This is a genomic window from Cellulosimicrobium sp. E-16, assembly GCF_049913115.1.
GTDB lineage: Bacteria > Actinomycetota > Actinomycetes > Actinomycetales > Cellulomonadaceae > Cellulosimicrobium.
Genome location: NZ_CP183974.1, coordinates 653947 through 679298 on the forward strand (window position 1 = coordinate 653947; position 25352 = coordinate 679298).

Here is a 25352-nt window from a genome sequence, read left to right on the forward strand (position 1 = left end):
CGAGGTAGAGGCGTGGTCCACCGAGGGAGAGGCGTGGTCTCCGGAACGGGTGACCACGCCTCTGCTCGCGATACCGGACCACTCCCTCGGCGGTCGTCAGACCAGGTCGCGGCGCTGCAGGGTCACGGCACCGCTCCCGAGGAGCACGGCGACCCACGCGACGAGCCCCGCGAGCGCGGCGAGCGTCCCCAGCGGTGCGGCACCGCCCAGGAGCGCCGCGCCGGACTGCCCCGTCGAGGCGAGCGCGCCCAGGCCCAGGGGCAGCCACTCCGCCGCGGCGGACTCGCCGCCCGACAGCAGGGTGACCGCACCACGCACGATGGGTTCGGCGAGCGCGAGCGCCGCGACGGTCACGACGGCGGCCACCTGGCCGCGCACGAGCGTCCCGATCCCCAGCCCGAACCAGGTGAGGAGGACGAGGACCGCGAGGCCGCGCGCCCACACGCCGAGGACCTCGCCGGGGCCGAGCGCGAGGGTCGCGCCCGGGGTCGTGACGATCGCGACGGTGAGGCCCAGGGCGCCGACCACGGCGAGCACGACGCCCACCGCGAGGGCGACGGTCGCGGTCGCGCCCGCCTTGGCCGCGAGGATGCGCAGCCGCGACGGCTGGACGAGCGCCGTCGGCACGATGCCGCCCGTGCGGAAGTCCGTCGTCACGGCGAGCACGCCGAGCAGGAGCATGCACATCGTCGCGACGCCGACCGAACCCGAGCCGTTCAGCCCGTTGCCGAGCAGGTCGAGCATGCCGCGCTGGAACGACGGCTGGGCGGCGTCGGTGAGCGCGCCGAGGTCGGGCGCCAGGTCCTCGAGCATCTCGGGCGACGCCTGGAACCCGACGGTCGAGCCGCCACCGAGCGCCTCGGTGCCCCGCAGGATCGTGGGCAGCAGGAGGGTGAAGGCCTGGACGACGAGCATCCCGGCGACGGCGACGGCCGCGACGACCCACGTCGCGCGGGTCGTGCGGAGCTTGAGCATCTCGGCGCGGTACATCAGCGCACCCCTTCGGTCGTGGCGGTCAGGTCGAGGTAGAAGTCCTCCAGGGACTCCCCGCGGAGCAGGTCGTCGAGGGGCCCGTCGGCGACGACGCGGCCCTGCCCGATGACGACGAGGTCGTCCGCGACCTGCCGCACCTCGGACAGCACGTGGCTCGCGAGGAGCACGGTGCCGCCGTCGTCGGCGAACGCGCGCACGAGGTCGCGCAGCCAGCGCATGCCCGCCGGGTCGAGGCCGTTGGCGGGCTCGTCGAGCACGAGCACCTCCGGGTCGCCGAGCAGCGCGGCGGCGATGCCGATGCGCTGCCGCATCCCGAGCGAGTAGGTGCGCACGCGACGGTCGGCGGCGGGCGTCATGCCGACGAGCGCGAGCACGTCGTCGACGCGCCCCGGCGGGATCCGGCCCGCGGCGGCGAGCACGCGCAGGTGGTCGCGGCCCGTGCGGCCGGGATGGAGCCCGCCGGCGTCGAGCAGGGCGCCGACGGTGCGGGCGGGGTGCGCCAGGTCCGCGAACGCGCGCCCGTCGAACGTCGCGCTCCCCGCGGTCGCCGCGGCCAGCCCCAGCAGGACGTGCAGCGTCGTCGACTTCCCCGCGCCGTTCGGCCCGAGCAGCCCGACGACGCGACCCGGCGCGGCCGTGAACGTCACGTCGTGCACGGCGTCGAACGCCCCGTAGGTCTTGCGCAGCCCGGAGACGTGGATGGTGGTCATGCCGGTCCCTTCCTCGATGCGTCCCGCACGGGCTCCCGTGCGGTGCCCCACCAGGCTGTCGCGCGGGCGGTACGCGGGTCTTGCGGCGCAGGGGGGAACCTGTGTTGCGACCTTCGTCGCAACCCGGTCGGTCGGGGCGTGGACCCGCGCCGTCGGGCGCGGCGTCGTCGCAGGTGAGGGCGCCGGGCGTGACATCCGGCCGGGCCATGGGGCAGGGTGGACGTCCACCCGACCGTTCTGGCGGGCAGCGCCACGCGTCGTCCGCCGGTCCTCGACCGCCCTGGAAGGAGGCGACGTGCGCCGACGTCAAGGCTCGACCGGCTCCCCGGAGGACGGCCGCGTCGCCCCGACGACGCCCGTCGAGCGCCGCGCGGCCACGCCGTGGGTCACGGTCGCCGCGGGCGCCGGCGCGGTGACCCTCGTCGTGGCAGTGGCCGGGATGGTGGGCGCCGCGACGGGAGGTGGCGAGGCCCTCGTCGTCGGCGCCTCGGCCGACGGCGGGACCACGGTCGAGGACGGCGTCCCGGCCGTCACGCCGCGCCCCGACGTCCCCCGCCCCGAGGTGACGCGCATCCCGCCGCCCGCCGCGGACCCGGCGGACGGCGCCGGCCCCGCGACGACGCCGGCGCCCCGGCCGTCGACCGGCGGGACGGACACGCCGCCCGCGTCGGCCGACCCCGCGCCGGCCACCGAGCCCTCCGCCGCCGCGCCGAGCGGCACCGCGCCGGAGCCCGCGCCGACGACCCCGGCACCCACGACCGAGCCCGACGCGGCGTCCGTCTCCTGGGTCCAGGAACGCCTCCGCGTGCACGGCGCGGACGTCGCGGTCACCGGCACGCTGGACGAGGCCACCCGGGCCGCGCTGCGCGCCTTCCAGGAGGCGAACGGCCTTCCCGGCGACGGTGCCGTGACCGCCGCGACGGCCGAGGCGCTCGCGGCCGCCCCGGGGGGCGGTGACGAGGAGTCCACGGACCCGGGCGGGACCGCTCCGACCGAGCCCGCGCCGCCGTCGTCCACGGACCGGCCGTCGGGCGCCGTGCCGGGGCCGACCCCGAGCACCGGGGACCAGGCCGAGGCCACGCTCGCGCCGGCGTCCTGAGCGCTGCGGGCCGGGCCGGGCGGGTGAAAGCCGGCGGACGGGCACCGGGGACCTGCCGCGGTCGGTAGGGTTTTCCCTCTCGGACGACGGACGGAGCAGGACCCATGACGAGCGCGGCCCTCGGAGCCGGCCACGACCGTGGCGCTCCCCGTCGTACCGCGAGCCCCGACCCCGGGCGCGGGTACGCGAAGGGCCGCGCCAAGCGCGAGGAGATCCTCCAGGCCGCCGTCGTGCTCTTCGGCGAGGTCGGCTTCCACGCCGCCTCGCTGCGCGAGCTGGCGTCGCGTGTGGGCATGTCCCACCCCGGCCTCCTCCACCACTTCCCGACGAAGGTCGCCCTCCTCGAGGCGGTGCTCGACTACCGCGACACCGTCGACGTGGCGGACCTGGACGAGGACCTCGCGCGCGGGACCGACTACTTCGACGCCCTCGTGCGCCTGGTCGAGCGCAACGCCCTCCGGCGGCACATCGTCGAGCTGTTCACGGCGCTCGCGGCGGAGGCGACGTCCCCGGACCACCCGGCGCACGAGTACTTCGTCCGGCGGTACGAGTGGGCGGTCGCTCGGGCGGTCGAGCAGCTCTCCCGCCGGGCGCGCGCGGGCGGTCTGCGGGCCGGGGTGGACCCGCACACCGCGGCGCGGCAGATCGTCGCGCTCATGGACGGGCTCCAGGTCCAGTGGCTGCTGTCGCTCGACCGGCCGCGCCCCGAGCGCGTCGACATGGCGGCCGACCTGCGCGCCTACCTCGACCTCATCCTCGCCGAGGAGGTCCCCTCGCGCTGAGCGCGAGGACCTCCTCGGCGCGCTCAGCCGAGCAGGTCGGCGGGGAGCGGGTCGGCCCCGGCGGCCAGGCACAGCCCCGTGCGGTCGCCGTCGCGCCAGGACGCCTCGGTCGGCGACCACACGACGAGCTCGACGTCCTCGGGCGCGTCGGCGCCCAGCACGTCGGGCGTGCACACGCGCGCGACGCGGCGGTCCACGGCCTGCTGACCGGGCCACACCTCGTCCGCGCCCAGGTCGGTCCGGGCGACGACCTGCGCCCGGTGCTCGTCCGCGCACGGCACGGCCCGCACCTGCGACACCTCGCCGTCCGGCGGCAGCTCGTCGAGGCAGGTTCCCAGCACGAGCTGGATCGCGTTGACCGTCTGCGGGGCGTCGACGTCGCCCGCGAGCGGCGTGCGCGCCTGCTCGCCCTGCCACCAGACGAGCGCGCCCGCGGTCCACGCGACCGTGACGACAGCGCCCACCACCATGCCGGCGACGGCGAGCCCGCGACCGCGCGTGCCCCGGGACCGCACGCGGGAGAGCCCCGCGGCACCGAGCCCGATCCCGACGGGCCCGAGCACGACGCCCGCGGGCACGCTCGCCACGGCGAGCGGCTCGACGCGCGGCGGCGCGGGCTGCCACCCGGTCGCGTAGTACGTCTCCGGTGCGAAGCCCGGTCCGACCGTGGCGGCCGAGGGCGGCACCGGGGCGCTCGGCGGCACCGAGGTGCCCGACGGCGCCGGGGCGCTCGGCCGGTCCGGGGTCGCCGCCGGCGGGACTGGGGCCGGGGGCCGGGGCGGGCCGGTCGGGCCGCCGGGCGGGGCGAAGAGGTCGTCGTCGGCCACGGCTACGAGTCGCTCAGGGTCGCGGCGAGCACGATGAGCATCGCGAACGCCGTGCAGACGGCGCCCACGACGATGCCGGTGACGGCGAACCCGCGCCCGCGCGTCCCGTCCCGCATCACCTGGTTGAGCGCGACGATCCCGAGGACGAGGCCGATGATGCCGGGGAAGCCCGCGCAGACCACGAGGCTCGCGATCGAGACGATCATCGACGCGAGCGCCAGCCCGTTCGTCCGCGGCGGCGCCGTGTACACGGACCCGTAGGGGGGCGGGTAGGCGCCGTAGCCGGCAGACCCGGGGTAGGCGGACGGGTCCGACGGCGGGTACCCGCCGCTCGGTGCGGAGCCGTAGGCAGAGGCGGTGCCCGGGCCGTAGGGCGACCCCTGCCCGACCGGAGCGGCGGGCGTGCCGTAGGGGGTTCCCGTCCCGGGCGCCGGTGCGCCCGGATACCCGCCGCCCGCCCCGGACGGTGCGACGAAGCCGCCCTGCTCCGGCGCCGGGGCGCCGGCGGTGGCGTCGGTCGGCGGGTTGTACGGGGTGAGCGGCGGCTGGTGCGGGCGCGGGGCGGCGTACGGGTCGACGGGGTCGTCGGGCGACCCGTACGGCGGGACGGGGGGCGTGGTCATGGACACACCGTAGCGACGGGCGCGGGACGGCGTCCGCCGTATGAACAGGCTCTTGTAAGCAACCGCAAATGTTGCTACATCTTGCAGCAACGGTACAGCCAGGGTGCGTCCTCCACGACGGCGGCACGCGGACCGGCGGCCGACGTCCCGGCACCGACGCCGGGACACGACACGGAGGATCACCGATGCGAACAACGAGGCTCGCAGGGTCACGGGCACGCCTGGCGGGGGCGCTGGCCCTCGCCGTCGCCCTGCCGGGGGCGGCCGGCCTGAGCGCCGTCGCGGCGCCGAGCGCGACGACGACCGCGACGACGGCCACCACGGCCACGACGACCGTCTACTACCCCGACCGCCCGGGCTGGACGGTGACGAACGTCCACCACGGCGTCGACGGCGCCGCGTGGACGGCGGTCCCCGGCGTCCCGATGGCGGACGCCTGCACCGGCTGGCTCACGGCCGAGATCGACCTCGGCGCGGCGTCGGGGGTGCAGCTCACGTTCAACGACGGCGCCGGGACCTGGGACAACAACCGAGGCGCCAACTACCGCGCGGGCGCGGGGACGGTCGTCGTGCGGGACGGCGTGCTCACCACGGGCACGTCGCCGTGCGGCGCCGGTCCCACGGACCCCACGGACCCCACCGACCCGACCGACCCGACCGACCCCGCGGACCCGACCGCGACGATCTACTACGCGACGTCGTGGGCCGCGCCGAAGATCCACTACCAGGTGGGTTCGGGCGCGTGGACGAGCGTCCCGGGCACGGCGATGACCGCCGCGTGCGCCGGCTGGTTCGCGCACACGATCGACCTGGGCGACGCGAGCGGCGGCCAGGTCGTCTTCAACGACGGCTCCGGGCGGTGGGACAACAACGGCGGAGCCAACTACCGCTACGCCGCGGGACTGCAGACGGTCTCGGGCGGCGTCGTGGCGCCCGTCGCGCAGAGCCCGTGCGGTCCCGACGTCCCCGAGGAGCCAGACACGCAGCCACCGAGCGTCCCTGCGGGGCTCGTCGCGACGGCCGACGGCGTCCGGGTCACGGTCTCGTGGGACGCCGCGACGGACGACACGGGCGTCACCGGGTACACCCTGACCCGCGCCGGGGGAGCGGGCACCGTGACGCGGGACGTCACGACCGCGTCGGCGACGGACGTCGGGCTGCTCGAGAGGACCGCGTACACCTACAGCGTGTCGGCCGTCGACGCCGCCGGGAACCGCTCGGCGGCGAGCGCGCCCGTCGTCGTCACGACGGGGACGAAGCCCGTCGTCGAGCCGGGCACGACGGGCGAGCCGCTCGGCGGGGACCCGCGCGAGGACGCGATCTACTTCGTCATGACCGCGCGCTTCAACGACGGCGTGAGCCAGAACAACCGCGGCGGGTCGCAGCACGTGAAGTCGGGCAACGCGGCGAACGACGACCCGATGTTCCGCGGCGACTTCCAGGGCCTCGTCGACAAGCTGGACTACGTCAAGGGCCTCGGCTTCTCGGCGATCTGGATCACGCCCGTCGTGCTCAACCGCTCCGACTACGACTTCCACGGCTACCACGGCTGGGACTTCTTCCGGGTGGACCCGCGGCTCGAGACGCCGGGTGCCTCGTACCAGGACCTCATCGACGCGGCGCACGCGAAGGGCATCAAGATCTACCAGGACGTCGTGTACAACCACTCGTCGCGCTGGGGCGCCAAGGGACTGTTCGTGCCGACCGTGTGGGGCGCGCGCGACGGCCAGTGGGACTGGATGTACTCGGCGAAGGAGGAGGGCCGCGAGTACGACCCCCTGGAGGAGAACGACGGGAACGACCCCACCCTCACCGCCGCGCAGAACGCGCTCGCCAAGGGCCGCACGTACAACGGCGACCTGTGGTCGACGACCGCCCCGGCGGGGAGCACGTGCTCCGGGTTCGGCACGCCCACGCAGCACAAGAGCCCGGAGGGCTTCCAGATCTACCACTGCCAGTGGCCGTCGCCGACGTCGGGCATGTTCCCGAAGAGCACGTACCACCAGTGCTGGATCGGGAACTGGGAGGGCAAGGACGCGCAGGACTGCTGGCTCCACGACGACCTGGCGGACTTCAACACCGAGAACGCCGAGGTGCAGCGGTACCTGATCGACGCCTACAACCGGTACATCGACATGGGTGTCGACGGCTTCCGCGTCGACACCGCCGTGCACGTCCCGCGCGTCCTGTGGAACCGGCACTTCCTGCCCGCGATCCAGGAGCACGCCGTCGCGACGCACGGCGAGAAGGGCAAGGACTTCTACGTCTTCGGCGAGGTCGCGGCGTTCGTCAACGACAAGTGGAACCGCGGCTCCGTGAACCACTCCGCGCAGTTCTACACGTGGAAGGAGCGCAAGGAGTACGCCCTGGACGACGTCGTGGCCGCCGCCGAGCAGTTCCAGTACGAGAACCTCCTGGGCACGGGCAACCAGCCGACGTCGGACAACGCGTTCCTCGGCGGCGCCGACGGCAACACCTACCATGCGCCCGACCACGCGAAGTTCTCGGGCATGAGCGTCATCGACATGCGCATGCACATGAACTTCGGGGACGCGGGCAACGCGTACCACAACGGCAAGGACTCGGACGACTCGTACAACGACGCGACGTACAACGTCGTGTACGTCGACTCGCACGACTACGGGCCCAACAAGTCGACCGTGCGCTACGCCGGCGGCACCGACGCGTGGGCGGAGAACATGAGCCTCATGTGGACGTTCCGGGGCATCCCGACGCTCTACTACGGCTCGGAGATCGAGTTCCAGGCGGGCAAGCCGATCGACTGCGGGCCGACGTGCCCCCTCGCGACCACCGGTCGCGCGTACTACGGCGACCACCTCGCGGGCGACGTCGTGGCGAGCGACTTCGGCGTCGTGGAGTCCGCGACGGGCGCGGTCGCGCAGACGCTCCAGAAGCCGCTCGTCCAGCACGTGCAGCGGCTCAACCAGATCCGTCGCTCCGTGCCGGCGCTCCAGAAGGGGCAGTACTCGACGGTCGGCGTGCAAGGGAACATGGCGTACAAGCGCCGGTTCACCGAGGGCGCCGTGGACAGCTTCGTGCTCGTCACGGTGACCGACGCCGCGACCTTCTCCCGCGTCCCGAACGGCACCTACGTGGACGCCGTGACGGGCGACCGGAAGGTCGTGACAACCGGGACCCTGACGGTCCCCGCACCGGGCAAGGGCAACCTGCGCGCCTACGTCCTCGACCTCCCGGGCAACCCCGCGCCGGGCAAGGTCGGGCAGGCGGGCCCGTACCTGAAGTAGCTCCGGAGAGCCTCGACCGTCCCGCCCGCGGCCGTGCGCCGCGGGCGGGACGGTCGCTCAGCCGTCGAGGTCGACGACGACCGGCACGTGGTCCGACGCGCCCTTGCCCTTGCGCTCGTCGCGGTCGATCGACACGCTCGTCACGCGAGCACGGGCGGCGGGGGAGAGGTAGGCGAAGTCGATCCGCATGCCCTCGTTCCGCGGGAAGCGGAGCCGCTGATAGTCCCAGTACGTGTAGGTGTGCTCGGCGGGGATCGCCTCGCGCGTGACCTCGGTGTACCCGGCGGCGCCGAACGCGGCGAACGCGTCCCGCTCCGCCGGCGTCACGTGCGTCTTGCCCGCGAAATACGCGACGTCCCACACGTCGGTGTCGAGCGGCGCGACGTTCCAGTCGCCCACCAGCGCGACCTGCGTCGCGGGGTCGTCCGCGAGCCATCCCTCGGCCCGGCCGCGCAGCTCGTCGAGCCAGCGCAGCTTGTACGCGTAGTGCGGGTCGCCGACCTCGCGGCCGTGCGGGACGTACAGGCTCCACACGCGCACGCCGCCGCACGTCGCGCCCAGCGCGCGCGCCTCGACCTTCTCGCCGAAGGCGGGCTGTCCCGGGAAGGAGGTCTCGACGTCGTCCAGGCCGACGCGCGAGACGACCGCGACGCCGTTCCACTGGTGCACGCCCACGTGCGCGACCTCGTACCCCGCCGCCTCGAACGGCGCGACGGGGAACTGGGCGTCGGCGCACTTGGTCTCCTGGAGCGCGAGGACGTCGGTCCCCGTCCGCTCGAGGAACGCGACCGCCCGGTCGACGCGGGCACGGACGGAGTTGATGTTCCAGGTCGCGAGGCGCACGGGCTCCACCGTACCGACGTCGGCGGCCGTGTGGCGGGCGGCATCCCGCTCCACCGCCCGTAGGCTGTGGCCATGGCGACAGCACTCATCACCGGCGCGAGCGCCGGCCTGGGCCTGGAGTTCGCGTGGCAGCTCGCCACGGCGCGGCACGACCTCGTGCTCGTCGCGCGCGACGCGGCGCGCCTCGAGGAGATCGCTGGCCAGATCCGGGCCGCCGCGGGCGTGCGCGTGCAGGTGCTGCCCGCCGACCTCTCGGTGGCCGACGACGTCGCGCGCGTCGCGGATCGGCTCGCCACGACGGGCGGCCCGGACGAGCGCCCGGTCGGGCTGCTCGTCAACAACGCGGGCTTCGCGACCCAGCAGCACTTCGTGGACGGCGACCTCGACGTCGAGCTGCGCGCGCTCGACGTCATGGTCCGTGCGGTCCTGGTCCTGTCGCACGCGGCCGCGGGCCAGATGACGGAGCGGGGTCGCGGCGCGATCCTCAACGTCGCGTCCGTCGCCGCCCTGACCGCCGGCGGCACGTACGCGGCGGCGAAGGCCTGGGTGCGCTCGTTCACGGAGGGCCTCGCGGTCGAGCTGCACGGGACCGGGGTCACCGCGACCGTCCTGTGCCCGGGCTTCACGCACACCGAGTTCCACGACCGCGCGGGCATCGACAAGTCCGTCCTGCCGGACCTCGCGTGGCTCGACGCCGACCGCGTGGTCGCGACGGCGCTCGCGGACGTGCGGCGCGGCGTCGTCATCTCGACCCCGTCGGTGCGCTACCGCGTCGCGTCGGCCGCGCTGCGGGCGATGCCGCGCTCGGCCGTCCGGGCGATCGGCAAGTACCGCTAGGGCGCGGCCCCGCCCGTCAGGAGGCGCTCGACCCCGGGGCGAGCTGCTCGATCAGCGCGGCGTAGCTCAGCTCCGACCGGCCGGCGGCGATCGCGCGGGCCACCACCGACCCGAACAGCCGCGGGAGCTCGGCGTCGACGCCCAGCTTCTCGCTCACCCTGACCAGGTGGGCGATCCCGCCCGCATGGGTGGCGAGCGTCGCGTCGTCGGGCGTGAAGGAGCCACGGTCGATCTGGGCGGCGTACCCGGGCAGCCACCTGACCGTCTCCTGTGCGACCTGCGCCGCGAACGGCGTGAAGGTGGACGCCTCGACGCCGGCGGTGCTCAGCAGCGCCACCCCCTGGAGCCAGGCGTTCAGGACGCCCCACATCACGCTGAGGCCGGCGACGTCGTACAGCGCCGACAGGCCGTGGTCGTCACCGAGGAAGGTCGCCTCTCCCAGTGCGCCGAGGAGGGGCTGGTGGGTCTCGAAGGCCGTCGCCGAACCGCTCAGCAGGATGATCGCGTCGGCGGTGCCGATGGTCGACGGCACCGCCATGATCGCGCCGTCGAGAGAGCGGGCGCCCGCCTGGTCGGTCCACCGGGCCAGCTCGCGGGCCTGCTCGGGATCGCCCGAGGTCAGGTTGACGAGGACGCGGCCGTCGAGCTCCTCGGAGACCGACGCGAACGCTTGCTGGAGCGACTCGTAGTCGGAGAGGCAGACGATGCTCACGGGGCTCGCGAGGACCGCGCTCTCGACCGAGCCGGCGAACCGCGCGCCTCGGGAGACGAGTCCCTCCGCCTTCGCGGCCGTGCGGTTCCACACCGTCACCCGGTGCCCCGCCGTCAGTACCGCGTCGGACAGTGCCCTACCCATCAGTCCCAGGCCGATGATGGTCACGTCGGTGCTGGTCTGGGTGCTCGTGTGGTGTGCCATGGCAGCATGGTCGACGTTCAGACCGGTCTGAAGGTCAAGGGGGCGTCGTGCACATCGGAGAGCTGAGCCGTCGGAGCGGGGTCAAGGCCCACCAGCTCCGGTACTACGAGGACCAGGGGCTGCTGAGTCCGGACCGTACCGCGGGCGGGTACCGCCGGTACGGCGAGGCCGACCTGGTCACGGTGCGGCAGATCCGCCACCTGCTCGACGCAGGGCTGTCGACCGAGGACATCGGCTACCTGCTGCCGTGCGCCACCGGGGAGGCTCCGGAGCTCGTGGGGTGCCCGGAGCTGCTGACCGCCCTGCGGGCGCGGCTGGATCGCGTGGACGACCAGATCGACACGCTGACCCGTTCCCGCGCGGCCCTGGTCCGCTACATCGACGACGCCGAGCGGGTGGGCGGCGCAGCGTACGGGCCGTTCGGCGCGAGCCCGGTGGAGCCGGTCCACGCGTGAGGGGCCGGGAGCTCCCGGGCGGTCCTGACGGGCGGCTCCCCGCCGACTACCCTGGCCGTCGTGACTAGTGATCTGGGCTCGACGCTCGCCGACACGCCCCGCGAGCAGCTGCTCGCCCTCATCCGCGAGCTCGCCGTCGTGCACGGCCGGGTGACGCTCTCCTCCGGCAAGGAGGCGGACTACTACGTGGACCTGCGGCGCGTGACGTTGCACCACCGCGCCGCGCCCCTCATCGGGCACCAGCTCCTCGACCTCCTCGAGGAGCGCGGGCTGGGGACGGCGGAGGTCGACGCCGTCGGCGGGCTGACCCTCGGGGCGGACCCCATCGCGACCGCGCTCCTGCACGCCGCGGCCTCGCGCGGGCAGGACCTCGACGCGTTCGTCGTGCGCAAGGCCGCCAAGGCGCACGGCATGCAGCGGCAGATCGAGGGCCCCGACGTCGCCGGCCGCAAGGTCGTCGTGGTCGAGGACACGACGACGACGGGCGGGTCGCCGATCACGGCGATCGAGGCCGTCCGCGCCGCGGGCGGGGAGGTCGTCGGTGTCGCGACGATCGTCGACCGCGCGACCGGCGCGGGCGAGAAGATCGAGGCGCTCGGCGTGCCTTACCACTTCCTGTTCAGCCTGGAGGACCTCGGCCTCGCCTGAGCCTGGCCCGATCCCGGCGCTCCCGCCTTCCTGACGACGCCCCGTGGCCGCGCCACGGGGCGTCGTCCTGCGAGCAGTCGCGCGAGGAGGCGCGCGTCACACCGAGATAGGTCAGGCTTACCTTGCTTTGGTGAGGCGAGCCTTATATGGTCCGTCACGACGGAGCGTCAGAACGCTCCGCGTCGTCGGTCCCGCTCCCGCCGGGACCTCGCCCGGACCAGCACGGGAGACCTTGTGCGCACTTCATCGTCGAGACGCGTCTGCCGCGGCCTCGCCTCCTTCCTCGCCGCGGCGCTCGCCGCAGGCCTGACCGTCGCGGGCGTGGGGGCCCCCGCGCAGGCGGCCCCGACCGACGTGACGGGCGGCTCGGCCACCTGGAACCTCGTCGACTCGTGGACCTCGTACGTCACCGGACCGATCGCGCAGGGCACGGTCACGCCGCCCCTGCAGGGTGGCCAGTCCTCCTACGGCCCGGCGTCCGGCACCTACGACGACGCGTCCGGCACCGGCTCCGTGCGGCTCGGTGGCTCGACCCGCTACCAGGGTCACCACGGCGCGCTCGACGTGACCGTCTCCGACCTGCGCCTCGACCTCACCGGCCCCACGACCGGCGTCCTCTACGCCGACTTCGCCGGCACGGTGAACGCCGGTGCCGGCGACGACGCCAAGGTCGCGGACGTCGCCGTGTCGGCGACGCGCGACGGCGACCAGGTGACGTTCGTGGCGAACGGGAACGTCGCGGCGTCGCTCGGCGACGTCTCCTCCTACTTCTCGTCGTACGCGGGCAAGCCGATCGCGACGCTGACCGCGCGCGTCGTGTCCCCCGAGCCGGCCGCGCCGGCCGAGGCGACCACGACGACGCTCGCCGTGGCGCCCGCGACCACGTCGGTCGCGGGCACGACCGTGACGCTCACCGCGACCGTCGCTCCCGCCGCCGCGGGCACGGTCGAGTTCCGTGACGGCGGCGCCGTGCTGGGCACCGCTGCGGTGGCCGACGGCGTCGCGCGCCTGGAGACGGCGAGCCTCGCCGCCGGCCCGCACGAGCTGAGCGCGACCTTCGAGCCGGCCGACCCGGCGGCCTTCGTCGCCTCGACGTCGGCCGGCGTCGTGCACTCCGTGACCGCCGCCGAGCCCGAGCCCGAGCCGGAGCCGGAGCCCGCGGTGGACCCGAGGGTCACCGTCTCGCCGTCCGACCCGGTGGACCCGGCGGTGGAGAACACGCTCACGGTCTCGGGCACCGGGTTCGCCGGCGACGGCGCGCGGTTCGGCGCGTACGTGGTGGTCGGCGAGAAGTCGATCTGGGACGGCTCGGGCCCCCTCGTCGCGACGGGGTGGCTCCAGCTCGGCTGGGTCATGCCGCAGCAGGTGGTCGACGGCGCGTTCACGACGACGCTGACCGTCCCCGCGGGCTCGTTCGACCCGTCGAAGGAGTACGTCGTCGCGACGTCGGCGGCGCACGGCCTCTCGGCGACCGACCGCAGCCTCGACACGTTCACGCCCGTCGCGGTGCAGGGCGGCACGACCCCGGAGCCCGTCTGGGAGCCGTCGGTCGAGCTCTTCGCCGCCGACGGCACCACCCCGCTCGGCGACGCCCCGGTGCGCCCGGACGACACGATCGTCGTCAAGGGCTCGGGCTTCGACCCGGAGGCGAACGTGGCTCCGGCCGGCAACCGGCCGCCGATCTCCGCGGGCATCCCGGCGGGCACCTACGTGGTGTTCGGCAAGTTCGCGCCGCAGTGGCGACCGTCGCAGGGCGTGGCGTCGTCCGCCCGCAAGGCTGGGTCGCAGCAGTGGGCGCTCGCGTCCGCGGCGCTCGACCAGGTCGACCCGCGCTACCAGGCGGCGATCCGCGGCCAGTGGACGGAGCTGTCCGGGGACGGCACGTTCACCGCCGAGCTCGTCGCGAGCGAGCTCGAGCTCGAGGGCGGCCGGTACGGCGTCTACACGTACGCCGCCGGGGGCACCGTCAACGCCGCCCAGGAGCTCTACGCGCCGGTCGCGTTCACGACCGAGCCCGCCGCGCCCGTCTGGGAGCCGGAGATCGCGGTCTTCGGCGCGGACGGCGTGACGCCGCTCGGCGACACCGAGGTCGCGGTGGGCGACACGGTCGTCGTCAAGGGCTCGGGGTTCGACCCCGCGGCGAACGTCGGCGGCCGCGGCGTCCCGATCCCGGCGACCCTGCCCCAGGGCACGTATGTCGTGTTCGGCAACTTCGCCGAGCAGTGGCGCCCGTCCGAGGGCGCTGCGGCGTCGACCCGCAAGGTCGGGTCCCAGGTGTGGGCCCTCGCCGAGCCGGTGCTCGACCAGGTCCCCGCGCAGTACCAGTCCGTGATCCGCGCGCAGTGGACGGACATCGCCCAGGACGGCACGTTCGAGGCGCGGCTCGTGGTGAAGGACCCGGGGCTGCTCGACGGCGGCCGCCACGGCATCTACACGTACGGCGCCGGCGGCGTGACCAACGCGGACCAGGAGCTCTTCGCTCCCGTCGCGTTCGACGCCCCCGGGTCGCTCACGGTGACGCCCGCGGCGACGACGGTCGAGGCCGGCGGCACCGTACGGCTCGCCGTGAGCGGCCTCGTCGCGGGCGACCAGGTCAAGGGCGTGACGTTCGGCGGCAAGCCCGCGACGTACACGCGAGACGGCGCGACGATCGTGCTCACCGTCCCGGCGGACACCGCAGCGGGCCCCGTCCCCGTCGTCGTGACGTCCGACCTCGGGGTGACCGGCAGCGCGACGCTCACCGTCACGGTCCCTGCCCCCGACCCCACGCCGACGGTGACGGTGTCGCCGTCGGGCGCGGTGGACCCGGCGGTGGAGAACACGTTCACGGTCTCCGGGACCGGGTTCGTGGGTGACGGTGCCCGGTTCGGGGCGTACGTGCTCGTCGGGGAGAAGTCGATCTGGGACGGCTCCGGCCCGCTCGTCGCCTCGGGGTGGCTCCAGCTCGGCTGGGTCATGCCGCAGCAGGTGGTCGACGGCGCGTTCACGACGACGCTGACCGTCCCGGCAGGCTCGTTCGACCCGTCGAAGGAGTACGTCGTCGCGACGTCGGCCGCGCACGGCCTGTCCGCGACCGACCGCAGCCTCGACACGTTCACCCCGGTCGCGGTGCGCCAGCCCGCGCCGGAGGCGCAGCCGACCACCACGACCCTCGCCTCCTCGGCGACCTCGGCCGTCGAGGGCACGGCGGTGACGCTGACGGCGACGGTCGCCCCGAAGGCGGCCGGCACGGTCCGCTTCACCGACGGCGACACGACCCTCGGCACGGCGGCCGTCACCGACGGCGCCGCGCCGCACCGGGCGACCGGCCTCGCCGTGGGGAAGCACGTCGTCACGGCGACGTTCGTGCCGGCGGACCCCGTCGCGTTCGTCGGCTCGGTCTCGGCTCCGGTCACGGTCACCGTCACGGCGAAGCCGACCGCTCCGACGACGGCGGGCGCCCTGACCTGGGGCGTCAAGGAGTCGTTCCGCAGCTACATCGTCGGACCGGTCGCGGGCGGCGGCGCGACGGCGACGAGCGGTGCGAGCGTCGTCGACGGTCTCTTCCGCTTCGGCCAGGCCGACGGCGGCACGTGGACCTCGGCGCCGGGCCGTGGCACGGCGAAGTACACCGGGACGGTCCGCTTCACGGGCCACTCCGGCGCGCTGGACCTCGCGCTGACGAACCCGGTCGTCGACGTCACGGGTCCCGGCACGGGTCGCCTGCTCGTGGACGCGCGCTCGACGGGGCTCGACGGCTCGACGTTCGACCGCACGGGCGTCGTCTTCGCGACGCTCGCGCTCGGTGCGCCGACGACGAGCGCGGACGGGGCCGTGACCTACACGAAGGCCGCGGCGACGCTCACGGCCGACGGCTCGCTCGCGTTCTCGGGCTTCTACCCCGCCGGGACCGTGCTCGACCCGCTGACGTTCACGATCGGGGCGAAGGCGACGGCGCCCGGTGACGGCGGCACGATCGGCACCCCGGGCGACGGGGCGACGGGCGGCTCCGTGGACCCGGCGAAGGCGACGCTCTCGGTGTCGCAGGCTCGCCCGGGTGACGAGGTCACGATCAGCGGCGTCGGGTTCGGCGCCGACGAGGCGGGGATCCGCACGGAGATCCGCTCGACGCCGCGCACGCTCGCGACGGGCGTCGCCGCGAACGCCGGCGGCGCCGCGACCTCGACGGTGACGATCCCGAGGGACGTCGCCCCGGGCGAGCACACGCTCCTGCTGATCGGCGCGGACCACACGGCGTCCGCCCCCATCACCATCGTCGGCACCGGGACCACGGGCACCGGCACGGGCAGCGCGGCGGAGCAGTGCTTCGCGCAGGGCGTCAACGGCGCGACCCTCTCGTGGGGCGTGAGCGACCGGTTCCGCGCATACGTCACCGGCCCGATCGCGAAGGGCTCCGTCTCGACGGACGGCGTCGGCGACACCGGCTCGGCGTTCACGTGGAGCGGTGGCAAGGGCTCGTTCAACACGGACCTCGGCAAGGGGCGTGCGAGCTTCGGCGGGTCGGTCTCGTTCTCCGGCCACGAGGGCATCCTCGACCTGCGGATCAGCAACCCGCGCGTCGTCGTGAACGGGTCGTCGGGCACGCTCGTGGTCGACGTCCGGAGCAGCGACATGGAGGGCAACACGTCCTCCTCGAGCGGCGTGGCGTTCGCGAACCTGGACCTGGCGGGCAAGAAGTCGACGTCGGGCTCCACGATCACGTGGAGCGGCGCTCCCGCAACCCTCACGGCCGCCGGGGCGAAGGCGTTCGCCGGGTTCTACGAGGCCGGCACGGCGCTCTCGCCCGTGACGTTCAGCTTCCCGATCGGCGGCGACGTCGAGTGCGACGCGTACTCCGGTGCGCTCGCCTCGACCGGGACGGACGCGGGCAGCCTCGCGCTCCTCGCCGGGACCCTGCTCCTCACGGGCGGGGCGATCCTGACCGTGCGGCGTCGTCGCGCGGGTCGCGTCCAGGCGGTCGCGACCGCCTGAGCCCCCGGCACCACGCACGACGGCGCCCGGTCACCTCGCGAGGTGACCGGGCGCCGTCGTGCGTGCGGGGTGCGGGAGGGCTCAGACCCGGTCGACGAGGTCCGCGACGGAGTCGACGACCTTGCTCGGCCGGAACGGGAACCGGTCGACGTCGGACATCTTCGTCGACCCCGTCATGACGAGGTACGTGTACAGCCCGGCCTCGATGCCCGCGACGACGTCGGTGTCCATCCGGTCGCCGATCATCGCCGTCTTCTCCGAGTGGGCGTCGATCCGGTTGAGCGCGGAGCGGAACATCATGGGGTTGGGCTTGCCGACGAAGTACGGCTTGCGCCCCGTCGCGGCGGTGATCATGGCCGCCACCGCGCCCGTCGCGGGGAGCGGGCCCTCCTGGGACGGGCCGGTCGTGTCCGGGTTGGTGCAGATGAACCGCGAGCCGCCGAGGATGAGGCGGATCGCCTTGGTGATCGCCTCGAACGAGTACGTGCGTGTCTCGCCCAGCACCACGTAGTCCGGGTCCGACTCGGTGAGCGTGTAGCCCGCCTCGTAGAGCGCCGTCGTCAGCCCCGCCTCGCCGACCGCGTACGCGCTGCCGTTCGGGATCTGGTCGCTGAGGAACTGGGCGGTCGCGAGCGCCGACGTCCAGATCGACTCCTCGGGGACGTCGATGCCCGACGTCGCGAGGCGCGCGCGCAGGTCTCGCGCCGTGAAGATCGAGTTGTTCGTGAGGATGAGGAACGGGCGGCCCTTGTCGCGCAGCGCCCGCACGAACTCCGGCGCACCGGGGATCGCGTGCCCCTCGTGGACGAGCACGCCGTCCATGTCCGTCAGCCAGCTCGTGATCTCTCGCGTCATCTCAGGCGTCCTTCCCGTCCTTCTCGTGCCCGACGGCGGTCGTGCCCTCGGTGACGGCGGGCTCGCCGCCGGTCCCTGCCGCGTCGGCCGCGACCTGCGCCTCGAGCGCCGCGGCGCGCTTCTCGGCGCGGCGCCCGCGCCAGACCTCCACGATCATCGGGACCACGGAGAGGAGCACGATGAGCAGGACGAGCGCCTCGATGTTGTCCTTGACGAACGTGATGTTCCCCAGCAGGTAGCCGAGCCACGTGAGGCCCACGGCCCACAGCAGCGCGCCGAGCGCGTTGAACCCCACGAAGTGCCGGTAGTGCATCTTGCCGACGCCCGCGGCGACCGGAGCGTAGGTGCGCACGATCGGGACGAAGCGGGCGATGACGATCGTCCGGCCGCCGTACTTCTCGAAGTAGGCGTTGGTCTGGTCGATGTACTTGCGCTTGAAGAACCGCGAGTCCGGCCGGTCGAACACCTTGGGCCCGACGGTCCGCCCGATGAGGTACGCGGTCTGGTCGCCGAGGAACGCCGCCGCGAAGAGCAGGGCGAGCAGCACGGGCAGGCTGATCTGGAGCGACTCCTGGGCGACGAGCGCGCCCGCGGTGAACAGCAGCGAGTCGCCCGGCAGGATCGGGAACAGCAGACCCGTCTCGATGAAGATCACGACGACGATGCCGACGAGCGCGGCGTCGCCGAAGCGCTCGATGAGCGTCATCGGGTCCATCCAGTCCGGACCCAGGGCGGCGACGGGCCCCGCGGCGCCGAGGCCCGCGGCGTGCGCGGCCCCGGGCAGGGCGGAGGCGAGCTCGGCGAGGGTGTTCACGGGTCACCAGCGTAGTGGGGCCCACCTGCCCGTCCGGGACGCCGCGTGCGCGCCCGTTCCGCGCTCCCGCGCGGACGGTCCGGGGCGGCGGGCACGGTGCCGGGCAGAATGTCCGGCATGGCGAGCATCGCGGTGGTGGGCGGGACCGGGGCGGCGGGTCGCGCCGTCGTGCGGGAGGCCGCCGCGCGCGGCCACGACGTGCGCGTGCTCTCGCGGCACGCGCCCGACGACGGCGCGCGGGTCCCCGGGACGGCGCACCACCGCGTCGACCTCCTCGGGTCCGACGACGGCGCGGTCGCGCTCGCGCTCGGCGCGGCGCTCGCCGGGGTCGACGCCGTGGTCGACGCGAGCAACGGGATGTCGCCCGGGGCGATGAAGGTCTTCACGGTCGGCGCGCGCCGCCTCGCCGGGGCCGCGCACCGCGCGGGGGCCGGCCGCGTGGTGGTGCTCTCCATCGTGAACGTCGACCAGGGCGACTACGGGTACTACCGCGCGAAGGCCGAGCAGGAGCGGATCCTGTCGTCGGGCGACGTCCCCGCCACGGTCGTGCGCGCGACCCAGTTCCACGAGTTCCTGGAGATCTTCCTCGGGCGCGACGGGCGGCTCGGCCGGTGGGCACGCCTCGGCCTGCTGCCCGTGCCGCGCGGGGTGCGGTTCCAGCCGATCGCGCTCGCCGACGTAGCGCGGGCGCTCGTCGACGCCGCGGAGGGGACGCCGCCCGGGGGCGGCGTGCCAGGGCCGGGCCCCTCCGCGACGACCGTGACGATCGGCGGCCCGGAGGTCCTCGACGCGCGTGACATGGCGCGCGCGTGGCGCACCGCGCACCGCTCCCGCCGCCCCGTCGTCGGGGTGCCGCTGCCCGGCCCGCTGGGCGAGTTCTTCCGCGCGGGCCACAACCTCGTGCCCGACCACCGCTACGGGACTCTCACCTACAGCGACTGGCTCCGGGAGCGCGCGTGATGCCGTCCGACGGTGTGCGCGAGGAGCGCGAGGTCGGGGTCGGGCCGTGGCCCGGCGGGCCGGACGCGTGGCCGCGCGTCCCGGACCCGGGAGGCCCGCCCGGGGCGACCCGACTCGACCCCCGCTACGACCCCGAGCTGCTCGCGCACGGCGACCGGCGCAACGTCGTCGACGCCTACCGCTACTGGACCGTCGAGGCGGTCGTCGCCGACCTCGACGCGCGCCGCGACCCGGCGCGCTCCCTGCACGTCGCGATCGAGAACTGGGCGCACGACCTCAACATCGGGTCCGTGGTGCGCACGGCGAACGCGTTCAACGCGGCGGGCGTGCACGTCGTCGGGCGGCGTCGATGGAACCGCAGGGGGGCGATGGTCACCGACCGCTACCTGCACGTGCACCACCACGCGTCCGTCGACGACCTCGCCGCCTGGTCCGCACGGGAGGATCTGCCGCTCCTGGGTGTCGACAACCTCCCGGGCTCGGTCCCCCTCGAGGGGTACGCGCTGCCCGCGTCGTGCGTGCTGCTCCTCGGCCAGGAGTCGACCGGGCTGACGCCCGAGGCGGTCGCCGCGTGCCGCGACGTCCTGCACATCACCCAGCACGGCTCGACCCGCTCGATCAACGCCGGGGCGGCGGGCGCGATCGCCCTGCATGCGTGGGCTGCGCAGCACCTGGCCCCGGGCGGCGGCGCGAGGTAGAGGCGTGGTCACCGGGCGACCACAGGTCGAACGGCCCTGACCCTGCGCTGTCATCCATGCCAGACTTTGACCCGACAGTCCACCCCGCACGACTCCACAGGAGCTTCGCATGCCCATCGCTACCCCCGAGGTCTACGCCGAGATGATCGACCGGGCGAAGGCAGGCTCGTTCGCCTACCCGGCCGTCAACATCACCTCGTCGCAGACCATCACCGCCGCGCTCCAGGGCTTTGCCGAGGCTGAGTCCGACGGCATCATCCAGGTCTCCGTGGGCGGCGCCGAGTACGGCTCGGGTTCGACGGTCAAGGACCGCATCGCCGGTTCGCTCGCGCTCGCGGCGTACGCGCGCGAGGTCGCGAACAGCTACCCCGTGCAGATCGCGATCCACACCGACCACTGCGTCAAGAAGAACCTCGACTCCTGGGTCCGCCCGCTCCTGGCCATCGAGGCCGAGCAGGTGAAGAACGGTGGCCTGCCGACCTTCCAGTCGCACATGTACGACGGCTCGGACGTCCCCCTGGACGAGAACCTCACCATCGCGGCCGAGCTGCTCGAGCTCTCGCAGGCGGCGCGCACGATCCTCGAGATCGAGGTCGGCGTCGTCGGTGGCGAGGAGGACGGCCACGAGGCCGAGATCAACGAGAAGCTCTACACGACGGTCGAGGACGGCCTCGCGACGATCGCGGCGCTCGGCACGGGCGAGAAGGGCCGCTACCTGACGGCCCTCACGTTCGGCAACGTGCACGGCGTGTACAAGCCGGGTGCGGTCAAGCTCCGCCCGGAGATCCTCAAGGAGATCCAGGAGGCCGTCGGCGCGAAGGTCGGCAAGGCGAACCCGTTCGACCTCGTCTTCCACGGCGGCTCCGGCTCCACGGCCGAGGAGATCTCGGCCGCGGTCGACTACGGCGTCATCAAGATGAACATCGACACGGACACGCAGTACGCGTTCACGCGTCCGGTCGTCGGCCACATGTTCTCGAACTACGACGGCGTCCTGAAGGTCGACGGCGAGGTGGGCAACAAGAAGGCCTACGACCCGCGCGCCTGGGGCAAGCTGGCCGAGGCCGGCATGGCCGCCCGCATCATCGAGGCGTCGCAGCAGCTGCGCTCGGCGGGCAACAAGATCCGCTGACGCCCGCAGGAGCCGGCTCGCCGCCGGCTCCGGGTGCACGAAGGCCCCCGGTCCGCGAGGACCGGGGGCCTTCGTCGTGGTGCGTGACGCTGGGCGCGGCCTGGGGTCGCGACGTGGGGTCGTGCCGGTAGGTCGTGACCGGTGGGTCGTGACCGTGCGGGGGCGGCGACCTCAGTCCGTCGCGTCGGAGCCGTTGCCCTTGCCCGCGGGCTCGTCGAGGTCGAAGCCGGGGTCGACGTCGACGATGTCGAGCAGCTCGCCGATGCGGGTCACCTCGAGGAGGAACCGGACCGTCGGCGGGGCGCGCAGGACGCGGACCCGGTGCGGGCCGCGCGAGGCGAGGCGTGCGAGGAACGCCACACCCGACGAGTCCATGAAGGTCACGTGGTGCGCGTCGATCTCGACCGGGAGACCGGAGTCCTCCGCCGCCGCGGTCGCCTCCTGGAGGTCGGCGCCGAGGTCGGCGTCGATCTCTCCCGACAGCACGATGCGGGCGCGCGTCGTCCCTACGATGACGTGCACGCTCGCGGGGTCGCCCGCCCCTGCGGGGTCGCCGGCGACGCCGACCGGACGGTCGGCGGCCGAGGGTGTACCTTCGCGCACCGGCGCTCCTCTCTGCGTGGTCCCGACCCGTTCCGGTCTCGGGAAGCACCAATCTACGGTTGAATGTCCAGTCGGGACAGTAACGCGACCGTGGCGTCCGTATCCAGACGATCGACGCACGGACCGTCGGAGGTGACGATGGGCAGCTCGCCGGGGCTCGGCACCGACCTGCCCGCGCACGTCCGCGAGCTGTGCACGCGGGCGATGGAGGGCGCCGGCGTCGCGATGTTCGTCACGGGCCCGCGCGCGGACGAGATGCCGATCGTGTGGGTCAACGCCGCGTTCGAGCGGCAGACCGGGTTCGCCGCCGCCGAGGTCCTCGGCCGCAGCCCCCACGTCCTCGAGTCCCTCCTCACCGAGCCGGTGGAGGCGCAGGAGCTGCGGACGGCGATCGCGGAGGAGCGCGAGGTGACGCACACCGTCCGCGCCCTGCGCCGCGACGGCTCCCCGGTGTGGACGCAGCTCTCGCTCGCGCCGCTCGCCGGCCCGGACGGCACCGTGACGCACTGGGTCGGGGTGCAGGTCGACGTCTCGGAGCACCTCGAGCGGTACGCGGCCCAGGTCGCGTCGCTGGCGCTCGAGCGGCGCGAGCGCGCGGTGCTCGACGTCGTCTCCCGCAGCTCGGACCTCCTCGCCGACCTCGACCAGCCCTACGCGCTCCGCGACATCACCGAGCTCCTCGCCGGGTACGTCGTCGACTGGGCCGGCTTCTACCTCAACGACGACGGGCTCCGGTACGCGGAGGGCGTCGACACCGCAGCGCCCCCGAGCGGGCGCGGGCAGCGGCACGGCCGCTACACGCCCGGGGCGTTCCCCGTCGCGCCCGGCCTGCACACGACCGACGCCCTCGGTGACTCCGCGGCCGTCACCGGCTCGGTGCCCCGGGTGCGCCTCGTGGACGTGCCGGACCGCGTCCAGGACGTCCTGGACGGGCGCATCGAGGGTCCTGTGACCCTCGACCTCTCCGCCACGTACCCGCAGTGGTCGGCGTCCGGCTGGCTCCAGCGCGACCTGCACCACCGGCTCTCGGGCCTGCCGCACCGGCCGGGCTCCGTGACGGTCACCGCCGTCCCGGGACGTCGGCGCATCCTCGGCCTGCTCGTCACGGGTGACGTCCCCGACGCGGCGCTCCACGGGCTGGGCACGGAGGACGAGGCGCGCGAGGGCGTGCGCACGCTCCTCCAGATCATCGCGCGCCGCGCCGGTACCGCGATCGACAACGTGCGGCTCTACGCGCGCGAGCACCGGCTCGCCGAGACGCTCCAGCGCGCGATGCTGCCCGAGCAGGCCGACGTGACCGGCCTCGACGTCTGGACCTACTACGCACCCAACTCGGAGCACGCCCAGGTGGGCGGCGACTGGTACGACGTGCTCCAGATCGCGCCCGACGTCGTCGGGCTCGTCATCGGCGACGTCGTGGGCCACGACGTCGAGGCGGCGGCCGCGATGGGCCAGCTCCGCTCGGTCGTGCGGTCGTACGCGTACGAGCTCACGACGCCCGGGCCGGTGCTCGAGCGCGTCGACCAGCTCGTCCAGGGCATGCGCATCCCGCGCTCCGCGAGCCTCGTGTACGCGGCGCTCACCCAGCCCGACGCCGAGCAGCCCGACGACGCGTGGCGCATCGAGTACTCGCGCGCCGGGCACCTGCCGCCGCTCCTGCTGCGCGACGGCACCGTGACGCAGCTCGACGACGCCGGGGGCGCGCTCGTCGGCTTCGGCGGTCGGAGCCGGTCGACGGGCGTCGCGGCGCTCGTCCCGGGCGACACCCTCGTCTTCTACACGGACGGCCTCATCGAGCGCCGCGACCGCGCGCTGCGGGTGGGGCTCGAGGCGCTCGTCGCCGCGTCCGAGGCCGTCACGGCCGTCGACGCCGCGGGCGTGGGCGAGGAGCTGCTGTCCCGCCTCGCGGACGCCCCCGAGGACGACGTCGCGCTCGTCGTCGTGCGCATCCCCGACCCGGTGCACGACGCGTCCGCGGTCGTGCTGAGCCCGCGCAGCCGTCGCTGGCTCCTGCCCAGCGAGCCCGCGTCGATCGGCCGCGCGCGGCACGCCGTCGTGCGCACGTGCCAGGCCTGGGGCGTGCGCGACAGCGCGAACGCGGAGCTCGTCGTCTCCGAGCTGGTGGCGAACGGCGTCCTGCACGGGTGGGGGCACCTCGCGCTGCGCCTCTTCGACACGGGCGACGGGATCCGCGTCGAGGTCGAGGACTCCAACCCGGCGCCGCCCGTCCCGACGGACGGGCACCCGAACCGCATGGGCGGGTTCGGCATGCAGATCGTCGAGCGGCTCGCGGACTGGGGCTGGCGCCCGACGGCGTCCGGCAAGCTCGTCTGGGCCACGCTGCGCCCCTCGGGGCGGTAGGACCGCCCGGGCCCGTCAGGCCGGGGGCTCGACCTTCGCGAACCCGGACGGCGGCGTCGCGGGCTCGCAGCGGTGGTCGGAGTCGATGCGGAACAGCTCGAGCGCCCCGCACACCTCCAGCACGAACAGGTCGCGGTCGTCGCAGCCGCGCAGCACCGTGGCGCCGCCCCGCTTGCGCCCCGAGTCCGCGAGCGAGATGAGGAACGCCGCGCCGGTGGAGTCCATGAACGTCACGCGGCACATGTCGATCACGAGGAGCTGGCGGCGCAGCCCGACGACGCGCGCGGCGATCTCCGGGAACTGGTCGCGCTCGGCGAGATCGAGGTCTCCGGCGATGACGAGGGTCGTCGTCGCGGGGGACGTGGCGATCTCGATCATGTCGTCGACTCTAGACGCCGCCCGGGTGGGTCGCGCGTCCACGGCCCTGCTCGGCGGTCGCGCGACCCGGGCTCGTCAGCGCAGGGCGCGGACCTCGTCGGCCGACGTGCCGGAGTCGCGCAGGAACTGCTCGCAGCGCTCGGCCTCCTCGACCTCGCCGAGGTACGCGGCGCACTCGGCGAGCGCGAGCAGCGCGCGCAGGAAGCCCTGGTTCGGGACGTGGTCGGCGGGGATCGGGCCCTGGCCGCGCCAGCCTGCACGTCGCAGGGAGTCGAGGCCGCGGTGGTACCCGGTGCGCGCGAACGCGTACGCCGTCACGGCGCCGCGGGACCCGTTCTCGTGGAGGAAGTCCTCCGCGAGGTACGCCCACGCGAGCGAGTTCGCCGGCGAGCGGCCCGCGATCTCGTACGGGTCGCCGTCGGCCGCGATGGCGTCGCGGACGTGCGCGAAGTCGTCGGGGAGGCGGACCGGCGCGGGGCCGTCGAGGAGGTTCGCGTGCGTGTCGCTCATGGGCCCATTCTGCCCGCCCGGGGCCCGCGCGGCACCGGAAGGTGCCGAACCCGGGGTCGCTCCCCACGCCG

At 74.4% G+C, this 25352-nt stretch carries 22 protein-coding genes; 11 read left to right on the forward strand and 11 right to left on the reverse strand.

The features are described 5' to 3' along the window. Positions 1 to 96: 96 nt before the first annotated feature. Both ACN9MS_RS02900 and ACN9MS_RS02905 read right to left on the reverse strand, forming a co-directional pair. On the reverse strand, positions 97 to 990 hold the full coding sequence (locus tag ACN9MS_RS02900; RefSeq protein WP_426310644.1) for a hypothetical protein: 894 nt from the start codon (positions 988 to 990) through the stop codon (positions 97 to 99). After that, positions 990 to 1703 (reverse strand): ABC transporter ATP-binding protein, encoded by a 714-nt coding sequence (locus ACN9MS_RS02905; protein ID WP_426310645.1) that lies wholly within the window; start codon positions 1701 to 1703, stop codon positions 990 to 992. Before ACN9MS_RS02905 ends, ACN9MS_RS02900 begins: the two co-directional genes overlap by 1 nt. A 295-nt stretch (positions 1704 to 1998) precedes the next feature. Between ACN9MS_RS02905 and ACN9MS_RS02910 the strand changes: the two genes are divergently transcribed. Continuing rightward, complete coding sequence (locus ACN9MS_RS02910; protein ID WP_426310646.1) at positions 1999 to 2802, forward strand: peptidoglycan-binding domain-containing protein; 804 nt, start codon at positions 1999 to 2001, stop codon at positions 2800 to 2802. A 104-nt stretch (positions 2803 to 2906) separates the two neighbouring features. Further along, positions 2907 to 3584: a TetR/AcrR family transcriptional regulator gene (locus ACN9MS_RS02915; RefSeq protein WP_426310647.1), complete on the forward strand. Its 678-nt coding sequence runs from the start codon at positions 2907 to 2909 to the stop codon at positions 3582 to 3584. 23 nt (positions 3585 to 3607) lie between these two features. Here the strand turns inward: ACN9MS_RS02915 and ACN9MS_RS02920 are convergent, their stop codons facing one another. Next, positions 3608 to 4411 (reverse strand): septum formation family protein, encoded by an 804-nt coding sequence (locus tag ACN9MS_RS02920; protein WP_426310648.1) that lies wholly within the window; start codon positions 4409 to 4411, stop codon positions 3608 to 3610. Between the two features lie 2 nt (positions 4412 to 4413). Next, complete coding sequence (locus tag ACN9MS_RS02925; protein ID WP_426310649.1) at positions 4414 to 5034, reverse strand: DUF4190 domain-containing protein; 621 nt, start codon at positions 5032 to 5034, stop codon at positions 4414 to 4416. A 185-nt stretch (positions 5035 to 5219) separates the two neighbouring features. Here ACN9MS_RS02925 and ACN9MS_RS02930 point away from each other — a divergent pair, with 185 nt between their 5' ends. Beyond that, positions 5220 to 8300: a carbohydrate binding domain-containing protein gene (locus tag ACN9MS_RS02930; RefSeq protein WP_426310650.1), complete on the forward strand. Its 3081-nt coding sequence runs from the start codon at positions 5220 to 5222 to the stop codon at positions 8298 to 8300. A gap of 57 nt (positions 8301 to 8357) precedes the next feature. Here the strand turns inward: ACN9MS_RS02930 and ACN9MS_RS02935 are convergent, their stop codons facing one another. Beyond that, positions 8358 to 9143, reverse strand: coding sequence for an exodeoxyribonuclease III (locus tag ACN9MS_RS02935; protein WP_426311808.1), 786 nt, complete (start codon positions 9141 to 9143; stop codon positions 8358 to 8360). 72 nt (positions 9144 to 9215) lie between these two features. On the opposite strand from ACN9MS_RS02935, the gene ACN9MS_RS02940 reads away from it, so the two are divergent. Then, the gene (locus tag ACN9MS_RS02940; RefSeq protein WP_426310651.1) at positions 9216 to 9980 is read left to right on the forward strand and encodes an SDR family NAD(P)-dependent oxidoreductase; all 765 of its coding nucleotides are present in this window, start codon (positions 9216 to 9218) and stop codon (positions 9978 to 9980) included. Positions 9981 to 9996: 16 nt separating this feature from the next. Here ACN9MS_RS02940 and ACN9MS_RS02945 read toward each other — a convergent pair whose 3' ends face one another. Further along, on the reverse strand, positions 9997 to 10896 hold the full coding sequence (locus ACN9MS_RS02945; protein ID WP_426310652.1) for an NAD(P)-dependent oxidoreductase: 900 nt from the start codon (positions 10894 to 10896) through the stop codon (positions 9997 to 9999). A gap of 47 nt (positions 10897 to 10943) precedes the next feature. Between ACN9MS_RS02945 and ACN9MS_RS02950 the strand changes: the two genes are divergently transcribed. The 3 genes from ACN9MS_RS02950 to ACN9MS_RS02960 all read left to right on the forward strand — a co-directional run bounded on the left by ACN9MS_RS02950 (position 10944) and on the right by ACN9MS_RS02960 (position 16970). Then, positions 10944 to 11351, forward strand: coding sequence for a MerR family transcriptional regulator (locus ACN9MS_RS02950; RefSeq protein WP_426310653.1), 408 nt, complete (start codon positions 10944 to 10946; stop codon positions 11349 to 11351). Between the two features lie 60 nt (positions 11352 to 11411). After that, the gene (pyrE, locus tag ACN9MS_RS02955) at positions 11412 to 11999 is read left to right on the forward strand and encodes an orotate phosphoribosyltransferase (protein WP_369799781.1); all 588 of its coding nucleotides are present in this window, start codon (positions 11412 to 11414) and stop codon (positions 11997 to 11999) included. A 234-nt stretch (positions 12000 to 12233) separates the two neighbouring features. Continuing rightward, a complete protein-coding gene (locus tag ACN9MS_RS02960) occupies positions 12234 to 16970 on the forward strand; it encodes an HtaA domain-containing protein (protein ID WP_426310654.1) in 4737 nt (1578 codons plus the stop codon). Positions 16971 to 17051: 81 nt separating this feature from the next. Here ACN9MS_RS02960 and ACN9MS_RS02965 read toward each other — a convergent pair whose 3' ends face one another. Beyond that, on the reverse strand, positions 17052 to 17825 hold the full coding sequence (locus ACN9MS_RS02965; RefSeq protein WP_426310655.1) for an HAD-IIA family hydrolase: 774 nt from the start codon (positions 17823 to 17825) through the stop codon (positions 17052 to 17054). Position 17826: 1 nt separating this feature from the next. Next, a complete protein-coding gene (locus tag ACN9MS_RS02970; protein ID WP_426310656.1) occupies positions 17827 to 18639 on the reverse strand; it encodes a VTT domain-containing protein in 813 nt (270 codons plus the stop codon). 117 nt (positions 18640 to 18756) lie between these two features. Between ACN9MS_RS02970 and ACN9MS_RS02975 the strand changes: the two genes are divergently transcribed. The 3 genes from ACN9MS_RS02975 to fbaA all read left to right on the forward strand — a co-directional run bounded on the left by ACN9MS_RS02975 (position 18757) and on the right by fbaA (position 21429). After that, complete coding sequence (locus ACN9MS_RS02975) at positions 18757 to 19599, forward strand: SDR family oxidoreductase (RefSeq protein WP_426310657.1); 843 nt, start codon at positions 18757 to 18759, stop codon at positions 19597 to 19599. Beyond that, positions 19599 to 20297, forward strand: coding sequence for a TrmH family RNA methyltransferase (locus ACN9MS_RS02980; RefSeq protein ID WP_426310658.1), 699 nt, complete (start codon positions 19599 to 19601; stop codon positions 20295 to 20297). Before ACN9MS_RS02975 ends, ACN9MS_RS02980 begins: the two co-directional genes overlap by 1 nt. Before the next feature lie 109 nt (positions 20298 to 20406). Continuing rightward, a complete protein-coding gene (gene fbaA, locus ACN9MS_RS02985) occupies positions 20407 to 21429 on the forward strand; it encodes a class II fructose-bisphosphate aldolase (RefSeq protein ID WP_264029574.1) in 1023 nt (340 codons plus the stop codon). Between the two features lie 171 nt (positions 21430 to 21600). Here the strand turns inward: fbaA and ACN9MS_RS02990 are convergent, their stop codons facing one another. Next, positions 21601 to 22032 carry an STAS domain-containing protein gene (locus ACN9MS_RS02990; RefSeq protein WP_426310659.1) on the reverse strand — a complete coding sequence of 144 codons (432 nt, stop codon included), beginning with the start codon at positions 22030 to 22032 and terminating at the stop codon, positions 21601 to 21603. A 138-nt stretch (positions 22033 to 22170) separates the two neighbouring features. Here ACN9MS_RS02990 and ACN9MS_RS02995 point away from each other — a divergent pair, with 138 nt between their 5' ends. Continuing rightward, the gene (locus ACN9MS_RS02995; protein WP_426310660.1) at positions 22171 to 24393 is read left to right on the forward strand and encodes a SpoIIE family protein phosphatase; all 2223 of its coding nucleotides are present in this window, start codon (positions 22171 to 22173) and stop codon (positions 24391 to 24393) included. 15 nt (positions 24394 to 24408) lie between these two features. Here ACN9MS_RS02995 and ACN9MS_RS03000 read toward each other — a convergent pair whose 3' ends face one another. Continuing rightward, the gene (locus tag ACN9MS_RS03000) at positions 24409 to 24771 is read right to left on the reverse strand and encodes an STAS domain-containing protein (protein WP_047233594.1); all 363 of its coding nucleotides are present in this window, start codon (positions 24769 to 24771) and stop codon (positions 24409 to 24411) included. Positions 24772 to 24846: 75 nt separating this feature from the next. After that, entirely contained in the window at positions 24847 to 25281 is a 435-nt protein-coding gene (locus ACN9MS_RS03005) for a DUF3151 domain-containing protein (protein ID WP_426310661.1), read from the reverse strand. Positions 25282 to 25352 lie beyond the last annotated feature (71 nt).